Raw genomic sequence first — 20,465 nt, forward strand, 5'->3', positions numbered from 1 at the left:
CAGAGAGGCGCTGCGGCATAAGCGATTTCCGGTGCACGAGTTGGGCGACGAAGGGGGAATGCGGGGCACCGGACCGGCGCCGAATCGAGTAGTCGTCAACTTCATCCCGTCCCGACTCACCCTGAACCTTGCCGGAGTTCCCGCGACCGCGACCGACACAAGTTTTGGTCCGATCGGTCACTTCGGGCTGTTCTTCGTCGGTGCCGGTGACGAACAGTTCCTCACCACAGCCGGTGCCGGACAACCGTATTCGAATTTCGGTGTCGCGGACCCGACCCAGCGGTTGCAGCGAGTGCTGGCGGCCATGACCCTCGCCCCCGAACGCGAGCTCTCCGCGATAGACCTGCTGGACGACGAGGAACACGCCGGCATGGATTGGCTGGGCAACCGTGCGGTGCTGGCGCGGCCCGCGACCGCGACGTCGATTCCGTCGATGGTCGCAGCACAAGTCGCGCGCACCCCAGACGCGGTGGCGGTGACTTTCGAAGGTCGAACGTTGACCTACCGCGGCCTCGACGAGTCCGCCAACCGGGTCGCGCACCTGCTCGCCGACCGGGGAGTGGGCCCGGGACAGACTGTGGCGCTGCTCTTTTCGCGTTCGGCCGACGTCATCGTCGCGATTTTGGCGGTCCTGAAGACCGGGGCGGCGTACGTGCCGATCGACCCGGCGCACCCCGCGGCGCGGATCGAGTTCATGCTCGCCGACGCGGCACCGATGGCCGCGCTGACCAACACCGCACTCGCCGACCGCCTGGCCGGCTACGGCCTGGCGACGATCGACGTTTGCGACCCGACCATCGGCGCTCAGCCCACCAGCGCGCCGTCAGGGCCTTCCCCGGACGACGTCGCCCACATCATCTACACCTCCGGCACCACCGGCGTGCCCAAGGGCGTGGCCATCACCCACCACAACGTCACACAGCAGCTCGATTCGCTGGGCGCCGGCCTGCCGCCGGGACAGGTGTGGACGCAGTGCCACTCCTACGCGTTCGACTTCTCGGTGTGGGAGATCTGGGGTGCGCTCCTGCACGGCGGCCGGCTGGTGGTGGTCCCCGAGTCGGTGACCGGCTCACCCGAGGACTTCCGGGCCCTGCTGGTCGGCGAGCGCGTCACCGTCCTGACGCAGACGCCCTCGTCCGTCGCGGCACTGTCTCCCGACGGCTTGGAAGCGACGGCGTTGCTGATCGGCGGCGAGGCCTGCCCGGCCGAGGTGGTCGATCGGTGGGCGCCCGGACGCGTGATGATCAACGCCTACGGTTCCACCGAGACCACGATCTATGCGGCCATGAGCGCGCCATTGACCGCGGGCAATGCGGTGCCGATCGGGGCGCCGGTGTCGACGTCGGCGCTGTTCGTCCTCGACGCCTGGCTCCCGGTTCCCGCCGGCGCGGTCGGCGAGTTGTATGTGGCCGGCCGCGGCGTCGGATACGGGTACGTGGCCCGAGCCCCCTTGACGGTATCGCGATTCGTGGCCTGCCCCTTCGGGGCTCCCGGGTGCCCGGATGTACCGGACCGGGGATCTGGTGCGCTGGGGGGCCGGCGGGGAACTGGACTATGTCGGGCGCGCCGACGAACAGGTCAAGATTCGCGGGTACCGCATCGAGCTCGGCGAAGTCCGGGCCGCGCTGGCCAGTTTGGACGGCGTGGAGCAGGCGGCGGTGATCTCCCGCGAAGACCGGTCCAATGAGCGGCGACTGGTCGGCTACGTCACCGGAACCGCCGACCCGGCGGGGTTGCGCGGCGCGCTCGCGGAGCGGCTGCCCGCATACATGGTTCCGGTCGCGGTGATCGCGATCGAGGCACTGCCGCTGACCGTCAACGGCAAACTCGACACCCGCGCGCTGCCGGCTCCGGACTACCGCGATGCCGTGCATTACCTGGCGCCGGGCACCCCCGTCGAGGAGATCCTGGCCGGGATCTACGCCCGGGTTCTCGGTGTCGACCGGGTCGGCGTCGAGGAGTCCTTCTTCGATCTGGGCGGGGACTCGCTATCCGCGATGCGGGTGATCGCCGCGATCAACACCGCTCTCGATGCCGGGCTTTCGGTGCGGATGTTGTTCGAAGCCCCGTCGATCGCACAGCTGACACCGCACATCGGTACGGGGCAGCGCCGGCTGGAGCCGCTGGCGGCCGGGGAGCGGCCGGCAGTGGTTCCGCTGTCGTTCGCCCAATCGCGGTTGTGGTTCCTCGACCAGCTGCAGGGCCCGTCCCCGGTGTACAACATCGCGGTGGCCTTGCGGATGTTCGGCCGCCTGGACGTCGACGCCCTGACCGCCGCGATGGCCGACGTGATCGACCGCCACGAGAGCCTACGGACGCTGTTCCCCGCGACCCACGATGCCCCGCAGCAGCTGGTGGGTGGCGGCGCAGCAGGCCGAATTCGATTGGCAGATCGTGGATGCCGAAGGATGGCCACGCGACGAGCTGGACACCGCCGTCGATGCCGCGGCGCACCACGCCTTCGACCTCACCAGCGAAATTCCGTTGCGGGCAACGCTTTTCCGCTTCGTCTCCGATGAGCATCTGTTGGTGGGCGTGCTGCACCACATTGCCGCCGACGGTTGGTCGATCGGCCCGTTGATGCGCGATCTCGGCGAAGCGTACGCCGCCCGGCGTCTCGGTCGCGGGCCGGACTGGGCCGAATTGCCGGTCCAGTATGCCGACTACACACTGTGGCAGCACGCGCAGTTCGGCGATCTTGACGATCCCGACAGCCCGATCGCCTCACAACTGACCTATTGGGTCGACGCGCTGGCCGGGCTGCCCGAGGTGTTGCCGCTGCCCACCGACCGGCCCTACTCGCCGGTGGCCGATCAGCACGGAGTCAGTGTGGCCGTAATGGCCGGCCGAGTTGCAGCAGCGGGTGCGCGAGGTGGCCCGCGAGCACAACGCGACCAGCTTCATGGTGGTCCAGGCCGCGTTGGCAGCACTGCTGTCGACGGTCAGCGCGAGTTCGGATGTGGCGGTGGGTTTCCCGATAGCCGGGCGCCGCGATCCCGCGCTCGACGATTTGGTCGGCTTCTTCGTCAACACCCTGGTGTTGCGGGTCGACGTGGCAGGCGATCCCACCGTCGCCGAGCTGCTGGCTCAGGTCCGGCAACGCAGCCTGGCCGCCTACGAGCACCAGGACGTGCCCTTCGAGGTTCTCGTCGAGCGGCTGAACCCCACCCGCAGCATGACGCATCATCCGCTGGTGCAGGTGATGTTGGGCTGGCAGGACGCGGAACCGGCCGAGTTGATGTTGGGCGACGTGAACGCCACCCCGTTGCCGATCGACACCCACACCGCCCGAACGGATTTGGCGTTCTCCCTGACCGAACGCTTTACCGCGGCGGGCGAGCCGGCCCGGATCTCCGGGACCGTGGAGTACCGCACCGACGTGTTCGACCCGGCCAGCATCGAGGCATTGGTCAGGCGGTTCGAGTGCGTGCTGGTCGCGATGACCACCGATGCGGCACAACGGCTCTCGTCGATCCGGCTGTTGGATTCCGACGAGCAGAGCCGGCTGGACGAGTTCGGCAACCGCGCCGTCCTGACCCGGCCGGGCGTCCGCACTTCGGTTCCGGCGTTGTGGGCCGCGCAGGTGGCCCGCGCGTCCGACGCGGTGGCCATCACCTTCGAGGGCCGCTCGATGACCTACCGCGAGGTCGACGCGGCCGCCAACCGATTGGCGCACCTGCTGGCGTCCGAGGGCGCCGGCCCGGGACAGTCCGTGGCGCTGCTGTTTTCGCGATCGGCCGAGGCGATCATCGCGATCCTGGCGGTGCTCAAATCCGGGGCGGCGTATCTACCGATCGATCCGGCCCACCCTTCGGCGCGGATCGACTTCATGGTGACCGATGCCGCACCGATCGCCGCGATCACCACCGCGGAACTGCGGCCGCGGTTCCGCGGATCCGCCCTGCGGGTCATCGACGTGGATGACCCGCGCATCGACGCACAGCCCGCGAGCCCGCCACTCGCGCCGTCGCCGGACGACATCGCCCACATCATTCACACCTCGGGAACCACCGGCATGCCCAAAGGTGTTGCGGTAACTCATCACAACGTGACGCAGCTTTTCGAGTCGCTCGAAACCGGTCTGCAGCTGTCACCGCAACAGGTGTGGACCCAGTGTCACTCATACGCCTTCGACTTCTCGGTGTGGGAAATCTGGGGCGCGCTGCTGCACGGCGGCCGGTTGGTGGTGGTGCACGAGGCCGTGGCCGGTTCACCGCAAGACTTCCACGCGCTGCTGGTCGCCGAGCGAGTCACCGTTCTCACCCAAACGCCGTCGGCGGTCGGGATGCTGTCCCCGCAGGGCCTGGAATCGACGACGCTGGTGATCGGCACGGAACCCTGCCCGGCCGAACTGGTCGATCGGTGGGCACCCGGACGACTGATGATCAATGTCTACGGCCCGACCGAGACGACGATGTGGGCCGCCAAGAGTGCCCCGCTCACAACGGGTTCGGGTGTACCGCCGATCGGTTCGCCGGTGTCGGGGGCCGCGTTCTTCGTGCTCGACGAGTGGTTGCGCCCCGTGCCCGTCGGGGTGGTCGGCGAGTTATACCTGGCCGACCGCGGGGTGGGGTGCGGGTATTGGCGCCGGGCCGGGTTGACCGCGTCGCGCTTCATGGCCTGCCCGTCCGGCGCTCCCGGACAACGAATGTATCGCACCGGCGACTTGGTGCGCTGGCGCCCAGACGGCCAACTCGACTACCTCGGCCGGGCGGACGAGCAGGTCAAGATCCGTGGCTACCGCATCGAACTCGGCGAGATACGCTCGGCCCTGGCAAGTTTGGCAGGCGTGAAGCAGGCCGTCGTCGTCGCCCGCGAAGATCGTCCCGGGGTCATACGCCTCGTCGGCTACATCACCGGAACCGCCGACCCCAACCAGGCACGCGCCGCCCTGGCCGACCGCCTCCCGCCGTACATGGTGCCGACGGCGGTCGTGGTGATCGACGCCTTGCCGATGACGGTCAACGGCAAGCTCGACACCCGGGCCTTGCCCGCGCCCGAGTACCACGACGCCGATCGCTATCGCGCCCCCACCGATGCCGTCGAGGAGATCCTGGCCGGAATCTACGCGCAAGTGCTGGGACTCAAGCGGGTCGGAATCGACGAGTCCTTCTTCGATCTCGGTGGGGACAGCATCTTGTCAATGCAGGTGGTGTCCCGGGCCCGCGCGGCCGGGGTGCTGTGCCGTCCGCGTGACATCTTCGTCGAGCAGACCGTGGCCCGGCTGGCCCGAGTGGCAAGTGTCGCAACGGATGACGCCGCCGTCGTCGACGAAGGCGTGGGCGACGTGCCGGCCACCCCGATCATCCGCTGGCTGGAGGGTGTGGCCGGCCGCGTCGAGCAGTTCAATCAGACGGTTGCCATTCAGGCTCCCGTCGCGGTGACCGAGGCCGACGTCGTGGTGGTGCTGCAGGCGTTGCTCGACCGGCACTCGATGCTGCGAATGCGCGTCGACGACGACGTCGCCGGCCGCTGGTCATTGTGGGTGCCCGAGCCCGGTTCGGTGGATGCCCGCGGTTGCCTGCATGTCGTCGACACGCTCACCGAGGAGGCGCTGGTCCGAGCGCGAGCGGAGCTGAACCCCGCGACCGGCACCATGGTGCGCGCGTTGTGGGTGGCGCCGATCGGTGAGTTGGTGTTGATCGTCCATCACCTCGTCGTCGACGGGGTATCGTGGCGAATCCTGTTGGAAGACATCAACCTTGCCTGGACGCAGCATAGCGGCGGGCAAGAGGTGACCCTGCCGGCACCGGGGACCTCGTTTGCCCGCTGGGCGTCGTGGCTCGACGAGCACTCCCGCGCTGGGCGGGACAGCTACGCCAGCGCGGGACGGCTGTCGGTGGATCTGGACGTCGAGACCACCCGGATGCTGCTTGGCGAGGTGCCCGCGGCGTTTCACGCCGGTGTACAAGACATTCTGTTGATCGCGTGCGCGTTGGCCTGCGCGGAATTCCTGGGCACCGGGGCCGCGCCGGTCGGCATCGACGTGGAAGGCCACGGGCGCCACGACGAGCTGGCCGGCGACATGGACCTGTCGCGCACCGTGGGCTGGTTCACCACCAAATATCCGGTGGCGTTGGGTGGTAGCCTGTGCTGGGCACAAGTGCTGGCCGGGGCACCGGCGCTGGGCGCGCTGATCAAGGACGCCAAAGAGCAGCTGCGCGCGCTGCCCGACGGTCTGACCTACGGGCTGCTGCACTACCTCAACCCCGACGTGGATCTGGACTCGGCCGACCCGGCGATCGGGTTCAACTACTTCGGGCGTCGCGGCGCCGGTGCCGTCGAGTTCTCCGACGATCTGTGGCTGATCGCCGAGGATGGTGTGTCGGTGGCCGCCGTGGCCTCGGCGATCCCAATGCCATTGGGCCACACCGTCGAACTGAATGCGGGCACGCTCGACACGGACATCGGTCCCCGCTTGCACGCGACCTGGACCTGGGCCACCTCGGTGCTCGACGCCGAGCAGGTCGGCCGGCTCAGTCAACTCTGGTTCGAGGCCCTGACCGGGATTTGCGCGCATGTCCGCGCCGGCGGGGGCGGCCTGACGCCGTCGGATATCGCGCCGGCGCGCCTGGACCAGCAGCAGATCGACGAGCTATGCGAGCGCGACCGCATCGCCGACATCCTGCCGCTCACCCCGTTGCAGCAGGGATTGCTGTTCCACGCCAATACCCACGGCAAGAACCAGTTGGGCGAGCTGTACGCGGTACAGCTGGATATCACCATCACCGGCCGGCTGGAGCCCGACCGCCTGCGCGCGGCGGCGGACACCGTGGTGGGCCGCCATCCCAACCTGGCCGCCCGATTCTTGCCGGAGTTCGACGAACCGATCCAGGTCATCCCGGCCGATCCCGAATTAGCTTGGCAATACCTCGAACTCGTCGACGGCGTCGACGCGGAGGAACAAATCGAACGGCTCTACGCCGCCGAGCGCGCGGCGGTCGTCGACCTGACCGAGCCGCCCGCGTTCCGGATTGCGCTGGCCCGCACCGGCAGCGACCTGCACCGGTTGGTGCTGACGAATCACCACATCGTGCTCGACGGTTGGTCACTGCCGATCTTGTTGCACGAGATCTTCACTACCTATTACGGCCAGCGGCTTCCGGCACCGGCGCCCTATCGCCGGTTCGTGTCCTGGCTTTCCGGCCAGGACCGCCAGAGCGCGGAGGCGGTCTGGCACCAAATATTCGCCGGCTTCGAGGTTCCCACCCTGGTGGGCCCGCCGGGCCGGGTCGGGCTCGGCCGGCGAGAGGTGGTCACGTCGCGGATACCCGCCCAGACTACGCGGGCCGTGGGTGAGCTGGCCCGCGCGCATCACACCACGGTCAACACGGTGCTACAGGCCGGCTGGGCACAACTGTTGATGTGGCTGACCGGTCAGCGCGACGTCGCCTTCGGCACCGCGGTCTCGGGCCGCCCCGCCGAGTTGGCCGGGTCCGATTCGATGGTCGGCCTGTTGATCAACACCGTGCCGGTGCGGGCCACCATCACCACGGCCACCAGCGCCGGTGACCTCCTGGACCAACTGCACCGAACCAACAACCACACCCTGGAGCATCAGCACCTGGCACTGCCCGACATCCACCGCGCCGCCGGTCACGACCAGGTCTTAGACACCCTGTTCGTCTACGAGAACTACCCCGTCGACCCCGCCTTGTTCGGCGTCGACGGTTTGACGGTCACCGGGTATACCGCCCGCGAGAACAGTCACTATCCGCTGACCCTGCAGGCGATGCCCGGCGACGAAGTCGGGCTGCGCGTCGAATACGATGCCGACGTCTTCACCGCGGACCGGGTCCGCATGCTGATCCGGCAGTTCCAGCGCGTGCTGGAGGCCGCGACCACCGACCCCACCCGCAGGTTGTCGTTGCTGGACCTTCTTGACGACGACGAACACGCCCGGCTCGACGAGATCGGGAATCGCGCGGTGCTGACCCGTCCGGCGGCCGGGGTTTCGGTGCCCGCGCTGTTCGCCGCCCAAGCGGCCCGCACCCCCGACGCGGTAGCGATCACCTTCGACGGACACTCGATCACCTACCGCGAACTCGACGAGGCGTCCAACCGGTGGCACACCTGCTGGCCGACCGCGGCGCGGGACCGGGACAGTCTGTGGCCCTGCTGTTCTCGCGCTCGGCCGAGGCCATCGTCGCGATCTTGGCGGTGCTCAAGACCGGCGTAGCCTATCTGTCGATGGACCCGGCTCATCCCGCGGCACGCATCGAGTTCATGCTGACCGACGCCACGTAGAATCGCCGCGCTCACCACGACCGCGCTGCGGGCACGGCTCGACGGGTACGACGTGTCGACCATCGACATCCGCGATCCCACCGTGGGCGCGGCACCCGCCGCCCCGCTAGCGATGCCCCAGCCCGACGACGTCGCCCACATCATCTACACCTCCGGCACTACCGGCGTGCCCAAAGGCGTTGCGGTAACCCACGCCAACGTCACCCAGCTTTTCGACTCGCTGGAAGTCGGGATAGAGCTGAGCGCGCGGCAGGTGTGGACGCAGTTCCACTCGTATGCGTTCGACTTCTCGGTATGGGAGATCTGGGGTGCGCTGCTGCACGGCGGTCGGCTGGTGGCGGTGCCCGAGTCGATGACCCGCTCACCCGAAGACTTCCACGACCTCCTCGTCGACGAACGCGTCACGGTCCTAACCCAAACTCCGTCCGCGGTCGCAGCGCTTTCCGTCGAGGGCTTGGGGTCGGCGGCGTTGGTGATCGGGGCCGAGGCCTGCCCACCCGAGGTAATGGATCGGTGGGCGTCCGGACGGACGATGGTCAATGTCTACGGCCCCACCGAGACGACGATGTGGCTGTCCAAGAGTGCGCCCCTGACCGCGAAAGCCGAAGTGGTGCCGATCGGTTCGCCGACGGCGGGTGCGGCGTTCTTCGTGCTCGACGGATGGTTGCGCCCCGTGCCCGTCGGGGTGGTCGGCGAGTTGTATCTGGCCGGCCGCGGGGTGGGGTGCGGGTATTGGCGCCGGGCCGGGTTGACCGCGTCACGCTTCATGGCGTGCCCGTTCGGCTCTCCGGGACAGCGGATGTACCGCACCGGCGACCTGGTGCGGTGGGGCGACGACGGCCAGTTGCAGTACGTGGGGCGCGCCGACGAGCAGGTGCAGATCCGCGGCTACCGCATCGAGCTCGGCGAATCCGTGCGGCCCTGGCCAGTTTGGCCGGCGTGGAACAGGCCGCCGTCATCGCCCGCGAAGACCGGCCGGGCGTCAGACGCCTGGTCGGATACCTCACCGGTACGGCCGACTCGGCCCTGGTGCGCACCCAGCTCGCCGAGCAGCTCCCGCCGTACATGGTGCCCTCCGCGATAGTGGTGCTCGACGCGCTGCCGATGACGGTCAACGGCAAACTCGACACTCGCGCCCTGCCGGCACCGGACTACCGCGACGACGACCACTACCGCGCCCCGGGTACCGCCGTCGAGGAGATCCTGGCCGGGATCTATGCCCAGGTACTGAATGTAGAGCGAGTCGGAGTCGACGACTCCTTCTTCGATTTGGGCGGGGACTCGCTGTCGGCGATGCGGGTGGTCGCGGCGATCAACACCCTTCTCGACGCGGATCTCAAGGTAGGCAGGCTTTTCGATGCTCCCACCGTCGCCCGGTTGGCGCAGCAGCTGGGCGCTCAGACGAGTCCCCGCGAGCCGCTGTTGGCGCTCGAGCAGCCCGCGCTGGTGCCGCTGTCGTTCGCCCAATCTCGGTTGTGGTTCCTGGATCAGTTGCAGGGACCATCGGCCGACTACAACATGGCCGTGGCATTGCGGCTGTCCGGCCGGCTCGACGTCGACGCGCTCGCCGCCGTGCTGGCCGACGTGGTGGCGCGCCACGAAACTCTGCGCACCCGGTTTTCGGCCCCCGACGGGATGCTCCGACAAATCCTGGTCGACGCCGATGAAGCCGAGTTTGGTTGGCGCGTGGTCAATGCCACCACTTGGTCGGCGAACCTCCTGGCGGAGGCCATCGATGCGACGGTGGGTCACCGGTTCGACTTGACCACCGAGCTCCCGCTGCGCGCAACACTTTTCCGGCGCGGGGATGACGAGCACATACTCGTCGGCGTGGTGCACCACATCGCCGCCGACGGCTGGTCGCTCACGCCACCGGTGCGCGATCTCGGCCAGGCATATGCCGCCCGGCGCCGAGGGCGGGCACCGGGCTGGCCCGAATTGCCGGTGCAGTACGCCGATTACACGATCTGGCAACACAAGCAGTTCGGCGGTCTGACCGATCCCGACAGCCCGATCGGTTCTCAGCTGGCGTTCTGGCGCGATGCACTGGCCGGTATACCCGAACGCATCGCACTGCCGACCGATCGGCCCTACCCACCGATCGCGGATCAGCGCGGGGCCACGGTGGTGGTGGAATGGCCCGCCGAGTTGCAGCAGCAGGTGCGCGAGGTGGCCCGCGAGCACAACGCGACCAGCTTCATGGTGGCGCAGGCCGCGCTGGCGGTGCTGCTCTCGGCGGTCAGTGCCAGTTCCGATGTGGCCGTGGGCTTCCCGATCGCCGGACGGCGCGATCCCGCACTCGACGAACTGGTTGGCTTCTTCGTCAACACCCTGGTGCTGCGCGTCGACGTCACCGGCAACCCCACCGTCGCGGAGCTACTCACCCAGGTGCGCCAGCGCAGCCTGGCCGCCTACGAGCACCAGGATGTCCCGTTCGAGGTTCTCGTCGAACATCTCAACGCTACCCGCAGCTTGGCCCAGCACCCGCTGGTGCAGGTCATGTTGGGCTGGCAAAACTCGTCGCCCGCCGAACCGGCGCTGGGCGACGTGCGGGCCACCGCCCTGCCGATCGACACCCACACCGCCCGAATGGATTTGTCGTTCTCCATGACCGAGTGCTTCACGGCGACCGGTACGCCCGCCGGAATCTCCGGGACGGTGGAGTACCGGACCGACGTGTTCGACCCCGCCAGCATCGAGCTACTCGTGGAACGGCTGCAGTGGGTGTTGACGGCGATGACGGCCGATGCCGCGCAACGACTTTCCTCGATCAAGCTGTTGAGCGCCGACGAACACGCACGGCTGGACATCATGGGCAACCGCGCGATGCTGGCGCTGCCCACGCCGGTGGCGGCGTCGGTGCCGGAGTTCTTCGGCGAGCATGCGCGGCGCACCCCGGACGCGATAGCCGTTACTTTCGAGGGCGGCTCACTCACCTATCGCGAGCTGGACGAATCGGCCAACCGGCTGGCCCATGTGTTGACCGGCCGGGGCGCCCGACCGGGACAGTGTGTGGCACTGCTGTTTTCGCGCTCGGCCGTGGCGATCATTGCGATGTTGGCGGTGCTCAAGACCGGGGCGGCGTATCTGCCCATCGACCCGGCCCACCCCGATGCGCGGATCGGGTTCATGCTCACCGACGCCGCCCCGGTGGCCGCGGCTGCGCGGGTACGACCTCGCGGTCATCGATATCGACGACCGCGCCGGCGATCTCCAGCCCGCGACCCCACCGACGGCTCCGTCGCCCGAAGACATCGCGTACCTGATCTACACCTCGGGCACCACCGGTGTCCCCAAAGGCGTCGCGGTCACCCATCGCAACCTGGCCCGCCTGGCGGTGTCCACACCCAGCCAGCTGCCGGTGACGCCGGTATGGGCCCAATGTCATTCCTACGGCTTCGACTTCTCGGTGTGGGAAGTCTGGGCAGCCCTGCTCGGTGGCGGACGCTCGGTGGTCGTCCCCGAGGAGACGACCACGTCGCCGCACGACTTCCACGCCTTGCTGGTCGCCGAACACGTCAACGTGCTCACTCAAACACCCTCGGCCGCAGCGGCTTTGACACACGACGGGTTGGAGTCCGTGTCACTGCTGCTCGGCGGGGAGGCCTGCCCCGCCGAGGTGGTGGACCAGTGGGCGCCCGGGCGGGTGGTGATCAACGCCTACGGGCCCACCGAAGCTACGGTGTACGCCGCCATGACCGGTCCGGTGGCACCGGGGTCCGGCGCCACACCCATCGGCGCGCCGGTGGCCACCACGGCCGTGTTCGTCCTGGATCCCTGGCTGCGCCCGGTGCCTACCGGGGTGGTCAGTGAGTTGTACATCGCCGGCTCGGGAGTGGCCTGCGGATACCTCGGCCGCTCCGACTTGACCGCCGCCCGGTTCATCGCCTGCCCTTACGGCGAGCCCGGCACCCGGATGTATCGCACCGGCGACCTGGTGCGCTGGCGCACCGACGGGCAACTCGACTACCTGGGCCGGGCCGACGAGCAGGTCAAAATACGCGGCTACCGCATCGAACTCGGCGAAATCCAAACAGCCCTGGCGGGTCTTGGCGGCGTGGACCAAGCCGTCGTCGTCACCCGCGACGAACAGCGCACCACCCGGATCGTCGCGTATGTCACCGGCGCCGCCGACTCGGCCGAACTGCGCGCCGCGCTGGCCGAACGGCTTCCGGCCTACATGGTTCCGTCGGCCATCGTCGTACTCGATGCGCTACCGCTGACCATCAACGGAAAACTGGACACCCGCGCCCTGCCCGCACCGGACTACCACGACACCGACCACTACCGGGCCCCCACCGATGCCGTCGAAGAGATCCTGGCCGGCATCTACGCCCAGATTCTCGGCCTCGAGGAGGTCGGCATCGACGACTCCTTCTTCGACCTGGGTGGCGACAGCATCTTGTCGATGCCGGTGGTCGCGCGAGCCCGGGCCGCCGGCGTAGTGTGCCGTCCGCGTGACATTTTCGTCGAGCAGACGGTGGCCCGGCTGGCCCGGCGGGCCGGCTGGCCAGCGTGGTCGGCGAGGAGGCCGTGGTCGACGAGGGCACCGGGCCGGTGCCGGCCACCCCGATCATGCGGTGGCTGCGGCACGTCGACGGCCCGATCGATCAGTTCAACCAGACCGTCGTCGTGCGAGCGCCCGCCGGCGCTACCGAGGCCGACGCGGCGATCCTGTTGCAGACCTTGCTGGATCGACACACGATGCTGCGGCTGCGCGTCGACGCCGAGTGGTCGCTGGAGGTGCCCGAGGCCGGGTCGGTGGACGCGCGAAGCTGCCTGCGATCCGTGCGGGTGTTCACCGACGAGGCACTGATCGCGGCGCGGCAGCGGTTGAACCCGAGCACCGGGACGATGGTGAGCGCGCTGTGGGTCACTTCGACGTCTCAGCTGGTGTTGGTCATCCATCATCTGGCAACCGTCGGGGTGTCGTGGCGAATCCTGTTGGAGGACATCAACATCGCCTGGGCCCAGTTGCGGGGCGGGCAGCCGGTGGCACTGCCGGCGACGGGTACCTCGTTCGGACGGTGGGCGGCGCTGCTCGACGAACACGCCCGATCCGCGGCGGTGCTGCGGCACGCCGACGCGTGGCGACGAGTTGCGGCGCTGCCGAACGCACTACCGGCGGCCCGGCCCGAGCTGGACACTTGCGCCAATGCGGGACGGTTGTCCACCGAGCTCGACACCGAAACGACCCGGATGCTCTTGGGTGAGGTGCCCGCGGCGTTTCATGCCGGCATACAAGACATTCTGCTGATCGCGTTCGGATTGGCCTGGGCGGAGTTCTTGGACACCGACTCGGCCATCGGTATCGACGTGGAAGGCCATGGCCGCCACGAGGACTGGACCGCCGACGTCGACTTGTCGCGCACAGTGGGCTGGTTCACCGTGAAATACCCGGTCGCGCTGCGCATCGGCGATCTGACCTGGGCCCAGGTGCGCGCCGGCGAGGCCGCGTTGGGTGCGACGCTCAAGGACGCCAAGGAACAGCTGCGCGCTGCCCGACGGATTGACCTACGGGTTACTGCACTACCTCAACCCCGACGTGGACCTCACCGGCGCCGACCCGGCGATCGGATTCAACTACCTCGGGCGCCTCGGCGTGAGCGCCGCCGAACAGTCCGACGAGCTGTGGCGGGTCAACCCGGACAGCGCATCGGCCGCGACTACCGCCGCCGCGATCCCAATGCCGTTGGGGCACACCGTAGAACTCAATGCCGGCACCATCGACACCGACGCCGGCCCACACCTACAGGCGACCTGGACGTGGGCCACCTCGGTGCTCGACGGTGAGCAGGTCAGCCGCCTCAGCGGTTTGTGGTTCGAGGCGCTGACCGGTATCTGCGCGCACGTACGCCGCGGCGGGGGCGGGCTGACACCGTCGGATATCGCCCCGGCCCGCCTGACCCAGCAGCAGATCGACGAGCTGTGCCGGCAAGACCGCGTCGCCGACATCTTGCCGCTGACCCCGCTGCAGCAGGGGCTGCTCTTCCATGCCAGCACCGCCGGCGGCAATGCCGACGACCTGTACGCGATGCAACTGGACATCACCATCACCGGCCCGCTGGACCTGGACCGACTACGTGCGGCCGTGCACACGGTGGTGAACCGCCACCCCAACCTGGCCGCCCGATTCTGTCGGCAGTTCGACGCGCCGGTCCAGGTCTTGCTTGCCAATCCCAGTGTGCCCTGGCGATATTACGAGTCGGATTCCGAGGAGCGAATTCAGCAGATCTGCGCCGCCGATCGCAGCGCGGTCTGCGATCTGACCGAACCGCCGGCATTCCGGGTGGTGTTGATCCGCGCCGCAGACGGGGTGCACCGGTGTGTGCTGACCAACCACCACATCGTGCTGGACGGCTGGTCACTGCCGATCCTGGCTCAAGAGATATTCGCCGGCTATTTCGGGCAACGACTACCGGTGGCCGGGTCGTACCGCAGGTTCGTCGCGTGGCTGGCCGAGCAAGACGTCGATGCCGCGCGGGCGGCCTGGCGTCAGGCGCTCGCCGGCTTCGACACCCCCACGCCGGTGGCCCCGCCGGGCCGCGCCAAGCTCGGGCCCCGCGGCGTCGTTGCCTCGGCGCTGTCGGAGCAGGCGACCCGGGCGCTGGGCGAGCTGGCCCGTGCGCATCACACCACGGTCAACACGGTGCTGCAGGCCGGCTGGGCACAACTGTTGGTGTGGCTGACCGGCCAGCACGACGTCGCCTTCGGCACCGCCGTCTCGGGCCGCCCCGCCGAGCTGGCCGGGTCCGACTCGATGGTCGGTCTGCTGATCAATACCGTGCCGGTGCGAGCCACCTTCACCGCGGCCACCACGACCGCCGACTTGCTCGACCAACTGCACCGCGCCAACAACCACACCTTCGAACACCAGCACCTGGCTCTCACCGAAATACACCGCGCGGCAGGCCATGACCAACTCTTCGACACCCTGTTCGTCTACGAGAATTACCGATCGACACGTCCACGGTGCTCGCCGGCGGGCTGGCCATCACCGCGATCACCGCACGCGAGCTCAACCACTACCCGCTGACCCTGCAGGCGATGCCCGGCGACGAACTCGGCTTGCGTGTCGAATACGACACCGAGATCTTCGACGCGGACGCCATCGAGGCGTTGCTCGAGCGACTGCGGCGGGTGCTGGCGGCCATGACAGGCGATGCCACGCAACGGCTTTCCTCGATCCGGCTGCTGGACGACGACGAACTCGCACGCTTCGACGAGATCGGCAACCGCGAGGTGCTGACGCGACGTGCTCGGCCGACCCAGTCGGTTCCGGAGCGCTTTGCCGCCCTCGCCGCGCGCCAGCCCGACGCGACGGCGATCACCTGCGACGGCCGGTCGATCACGTATCGCGAACTCGACGAGGCCGCCAATCGGATTGCGCAGCTGTTGGCCGGCCACGGCGCCGGACCCGGACAGGTTGTGGCGCTGCTGTTTACCCGCTCGGCCGAGGCCATTGTCGCGATGCTGGCGGTACTCAAGGCGGGAGCCGCGTACCTGGCGATCGACCCGGCTCATCCCGACACCCGCATCGGGTTCATGCTCGCCGATACCGCACCCGTTGCCGTCCTGACCACCGCGGCGCTGCGGCCGCGGCTGCGCGGACACGATCTGCGAATCATCGACATCGACGATCCCGCCGTCGGAACCCAGCCCGCCACCGCGCCGGCGGCGCCGTCGCCGGACGATATCGCCTACCTGATCTACACGTCCGGCACCACCGGTATCCCCAAAGGCGTTGCGGTCACTCACCGCAACCTGGCTCATTTGGCCGAATCGGCACCCGCTGCACTCCCGGCGACCCAGGTGTGGACGCAGTGTCACTCGTACGGCTTCGATTTCTCGGTCTGGGAAATCTGGGCGGCCCTGTTCGGCGGAGCGCGCCTGGTGGTGGTACCCGAGGCGGTGACCAGCTCGCCGCAGGACTTCCACGCGCTGCTGTTGCGGGAGGGCGTCAACGTACTCACCCAAACACCTACTGCCGCTGCAGCATTGACTCCACAAGGGTTGGAGTCGATCGCGGTGCTGCTGGGCGGCGAGGCCTGCCCCGCCGAGGTGGTGGATCAGTGGGCGCCCGGCCGGGTGGTGATCAACGCCTACGGACCCACCGAAGCCACCGTTTACGCCTCGATGAGCGCACCGCTGACGCCGGGCACTACCGCCGTGCCGATCGGCGCGCCGGTCTCGACCGCCGCCCTCTTCGTTCTCGACGGCTGGCTGCGCCCGGTACCACCGGGTGTGATCGGTGAGTTGTACGTGGCCGGCGCCGGGGTGGCGTGCGGATACCTGCGCCGCCCCGAACTGACCGCATCCAGGTTCGTCGCCTGCCCCTACGGTGAACGCGGTACCCGGATGTATCGCACCGGCGATCTGGTGCGCTGGCGCTCCGACGGACAACTCGACTACCTGGGCCGGGTCGACGACCAGGTCAAGATCCGCGGCTACCGCATCGAACTCGGCGAAATCCAAACGGCCCTGGCGAATCTCGACGGCGTCGAGCAGGCGGTCGTCATCACCCGCGAGGACCGCCCCGGCGCCAAACGGCTCGTCGGGTACATCACCGGCTCCGCGGACACGGCCGCGCTGCGCAGCGCATTGGTCGAACGGCTGCCGTCCTACCTGGTGCCGGCCGCCCTGGTGGCCCTGGAGGCACTGCCACTGACACCCAACGGCAAACTCGACAGCCGCGCCCTGCCCGCTCCCGAATACCAAGGCAGCGGCGGCGATTACCGCGCCCCGACCACCGCGATCGAGGAGATACTAGCCGGCATCTACGCCCAAGTCCTCGGTGTCGAACAGGTTGGCGTCGACGACTCCTTCTTCGACCTCGGCGGCGATTCCCTCTCGGCGATGCGCCTGGTCGCCGCGATCAACTCCGGTCTGGACGCGGGCCTGCAAGTGCATGCCCTGTTCGACGCGCCCACGATCGCCCGGTTGGCACCGCGCATCCGCACCGACCGCGGCTGGCTGGAGCCGTTGGCGGCCGGGAGTCGGCCCGCGGCGGTGCCGTTGTCGTTCGCCCAATCCCGGTTGTGGTTCCTGGATCAGTTGCAGGGGCCGTCGCCGGTCTACAACATGGCCGTCGCGTTGCGGTTGTCCGGGCCGCTCGATGTCGTTGCATTGGGTGCCACACTCGCCGACGTGGTCGCCCGCCACGAGAGTTTACGGACGCTGTTCGTGGCAACCGACGGTATCCCCCAGCAGGTGGTGGTGCCGGCGGGGCAAGCCGAATTGGGCTGGCAGGTCATCGATTCCAGTAGTTGGACTGCGACAATGCGGGCAGCGGCGATCGACGCCGCGACGCGCCACACCTTCGATCTGGCCAACGAGCCGCCGCTTCGTGCGACGCTCTTCCGCCACGCCGACGACGAGCACGTCCTGATGGGCGTGGTGCACCACATCGCCGCCGACGGCTCGTCGGTCGCGCCACTGGTGCGCGATCTGGGCGAGACATATGCCGCGCGATGCGCGCGACAAGCACCCGGCTGGACGCCGTTGCCGGTGCAATACGCCGACTACGCGCTATGGCAGCACGCCCAGTTCGGTCGTCTCGACGACCCGGACAGCCCGATCGCCACCCAGCTGTCCTATTGGGAAGACGCCCTGGTCGGAATGCCCGATCGCGTGCTACTTCCCACCGATCGGCCCTACCCCGCGGTGGCAGATCAGCATGGCGCCAGCGTGACCGTGGAGTGGCCGGCCGAGTTGCAGCAGCGGATGCGTGACGTGGCTCGCCGGCACAACTCGATCAGCTTCATGGTGGTCCAAACAGCCCTGGCCGCGCTGCTTGCCGCGGTCAGCGCCAGTTCCGATGTGGCCGTGGGCTTCCCGATTGCCGGCCGTCGCGACGCCGCGCTGGACAAGCTGGTGGGCTTCTTCGTCAACACGCTGGTGCTGCGCGTCCGGGTCGACGGCGATCCCACCGTCGCCGAGCTGCTGGCCCAGGTCCGGCAGCGCAGCCTGGCCGCGTACGAACACCAGGACGTACCGTTCGAAGTCCTCGTCGAGCGCGTCAACCCCGCCCGCAGCTTGACCCATCACCCGCTGGTCCAAGTGATGCTGGGCTGGCAGACCCTGCACGGCGACGACCCCGCTACCGCGCTGGCGCTGGGCGATGTCCAGGTCACTCCGCTACCGGTGGTCACCCGCACGGCGCGAATGGATTTGGCGTTCTCTCTGGTCGAACGATGGACCCGAACCGGCGAGCCCGCCGGAATCTCGGGAACGGTGGAATACCACACCGACGTCTTCGACGCCGACAGCATCCGGACTTTGGTGCGCTGGCTCACGCGGATGCTGGAGGCCGTCACCGACGACCCCGCCCGCCGGTTCTCCTCGATCCGGCTGTTGGGCCCGAGCGAACGCGCTCGCCTCGACGAAATGGGCAACCGCGCGGTATTGAGCCGACCCGCAGCGACGGCGCAGTCGGTCCCAGTACTGTTCGCCGCGCATGCGACGCGGATACCCGAGGCGGTGTCGATCACTTGCGGCGGCCGCTCGTTGACGTATCGCGCACTCGACGAGGCATCGAACCGATTGGCGCACTTGCTGATTGCCAACGGTGTGCGATCTGGACAGTGCGTGGCGCTGGTGATGGAGCGCTCGGCCGAGGCGATCGTCGCGATGCTGGGCGTGCTCAAGACGGGCGCCGCATACCTGGCGATCGACCCGGCGCTGCCCGACGCGCGAATCGGCTTCATGCTCACCGATGCCGCACCCGCTGCCGCGATCACCACCCGGCAGCTGCTGCACCGCCTCGACGGTCACGACCTCGCGGTGATCAACGGCGACGACCCCGCCGTGGATATCCAGCCCAGCACCGCGCTACCGGCGCCGTCGGCCGACGATATCGCCTACCTGGTCTACACCTCGGGCACCACCGGTACCCCCAAGGGGGTCGCGGTCACGCACCGTAATCTGGCGCACCTGGCGGAGTCGACGCCGCGACAGCTACCGGCCGCGCAGGTGTGGACGCAATGCCACTCGTATGCGTTCGACTTCTCGGTGTGGGAGATCTGGGCCGCCCTGCTCGGCGGCGCCCGGCTGGTGGTGGTGCCCGAGGAGGTGGCCAGCTCAGCGGAAGATTTCCACGCCCTGCTGGTCGCCGAAGGGGTCAATGTGTTGACCCAAACCCCCACTGCCGTAGCGGCATTGGCGCCACAACGGTTGGACTCGACAGTATTGCTGCTCGGTGGGGAGCCCTGCCCGCCCGAGGTGGTGGCGCAATGGGCGGATAGCCGGGTGGTGATCAACGCCTACGGCCCGAGCGAGGCCACCGTGTACGCGTCGATGAGCGCGCCGTTGACGCCGGGTATGACCGCGGTACCGATCGGTGCGCCGGTGGCGACCGCGGCGCTGTTCGTGCTCGATGGATGGTTGCGCCCGGTGCCGATCGGCGTGGTCGGCGAGTTGTACATCGCCGGGGCCGGGGTGGCGTGCGGATATTTCGGACAGGCCGAGCTGACCGCGGCACGATTCGTTGCCTGCCCGTTCGGCCGGCCCGGAGCGCACATGTATCGCACCGGTGATTTGGTGCGGTGGCGCGCCGACGGACAGCTGGACTACCTCGGACGCGCCGACGAGCAGGTCAAGATCCGCGGCTACCGCATCGAACTCGGTGAAATCCGTTCCGCCCTAGCCGCTTTGGACGGCGTGGAGCAAGCGGTGGTGGTCACCCGCGAAGACCGGCCCGGCGCGGTCCGCTTGGTCGGCTACATCACCGGCACCGCCGACCCGGTTCGGGTGCGCGCGGCGCTGGCCGAGCATCTCCCGCCGTACATGGTTCCGTCGACGGTGGTGCCGATCGACGCGGTGCCGCTGACGGTGAACGGGAAACTCGACACCCGCGCCCTGCCCGCGCCGGACTACCGCGCTGCCGATCGCTACCGCGCTCCGGGCACCGCCACCGAGGAGATCCTGGCCACCATCTACGCCCAGGTGCTCGGCGTCGAGCGGGTCGGAGTCGACGACTCCTTCTTCGACCTGGGCGGGGACAGCATCTTGTCCATGCAAGTCGCGGCGCGGGCCCGGGCGGCCGGCGTGTTGTGCCGTCCGCGTGACATTTTCGTCGAACAAACCGTGGCCCGGCTGGCCCAAGTCGCCGGTGCGGCCGGCGAGCACGCCATCGCCGACGACGGCATCGGGCCGCTGGTGGCCACCCCGATCATGCGCTGGCTGCTGGACATCGACGGTCCGGTCGAGGATTTCAACCA

Annotated in this window: 1 pseudogene; it reads left to right on the forward strand. The window is 68.7% G+C overall.

The annotated features are described in order from the left end of the window. Nucleotides 1–58 precede the first annotated feature (58 nt). Nucleotides 59–20,346: pseudogene (locus tag T428_RS34355) on the forward strand (non-ribosomal peptide synthase/polyketide synthase); the annotation flags it as partial. Between the last annotated feature and the right edge of the window lie 119 nt (nt 20,347–20,465).

This window comes from Mycobacterium genavense ATCC 51234 (genome assembly GCF_000526915.1).
GTDB classification, from domain to species: Bacteria; Actinomycetota; Actinomycetes; order Mycobacteriales; family Mycobacteriaceae; genus Mycobacterium; species Mycobacterium genavense.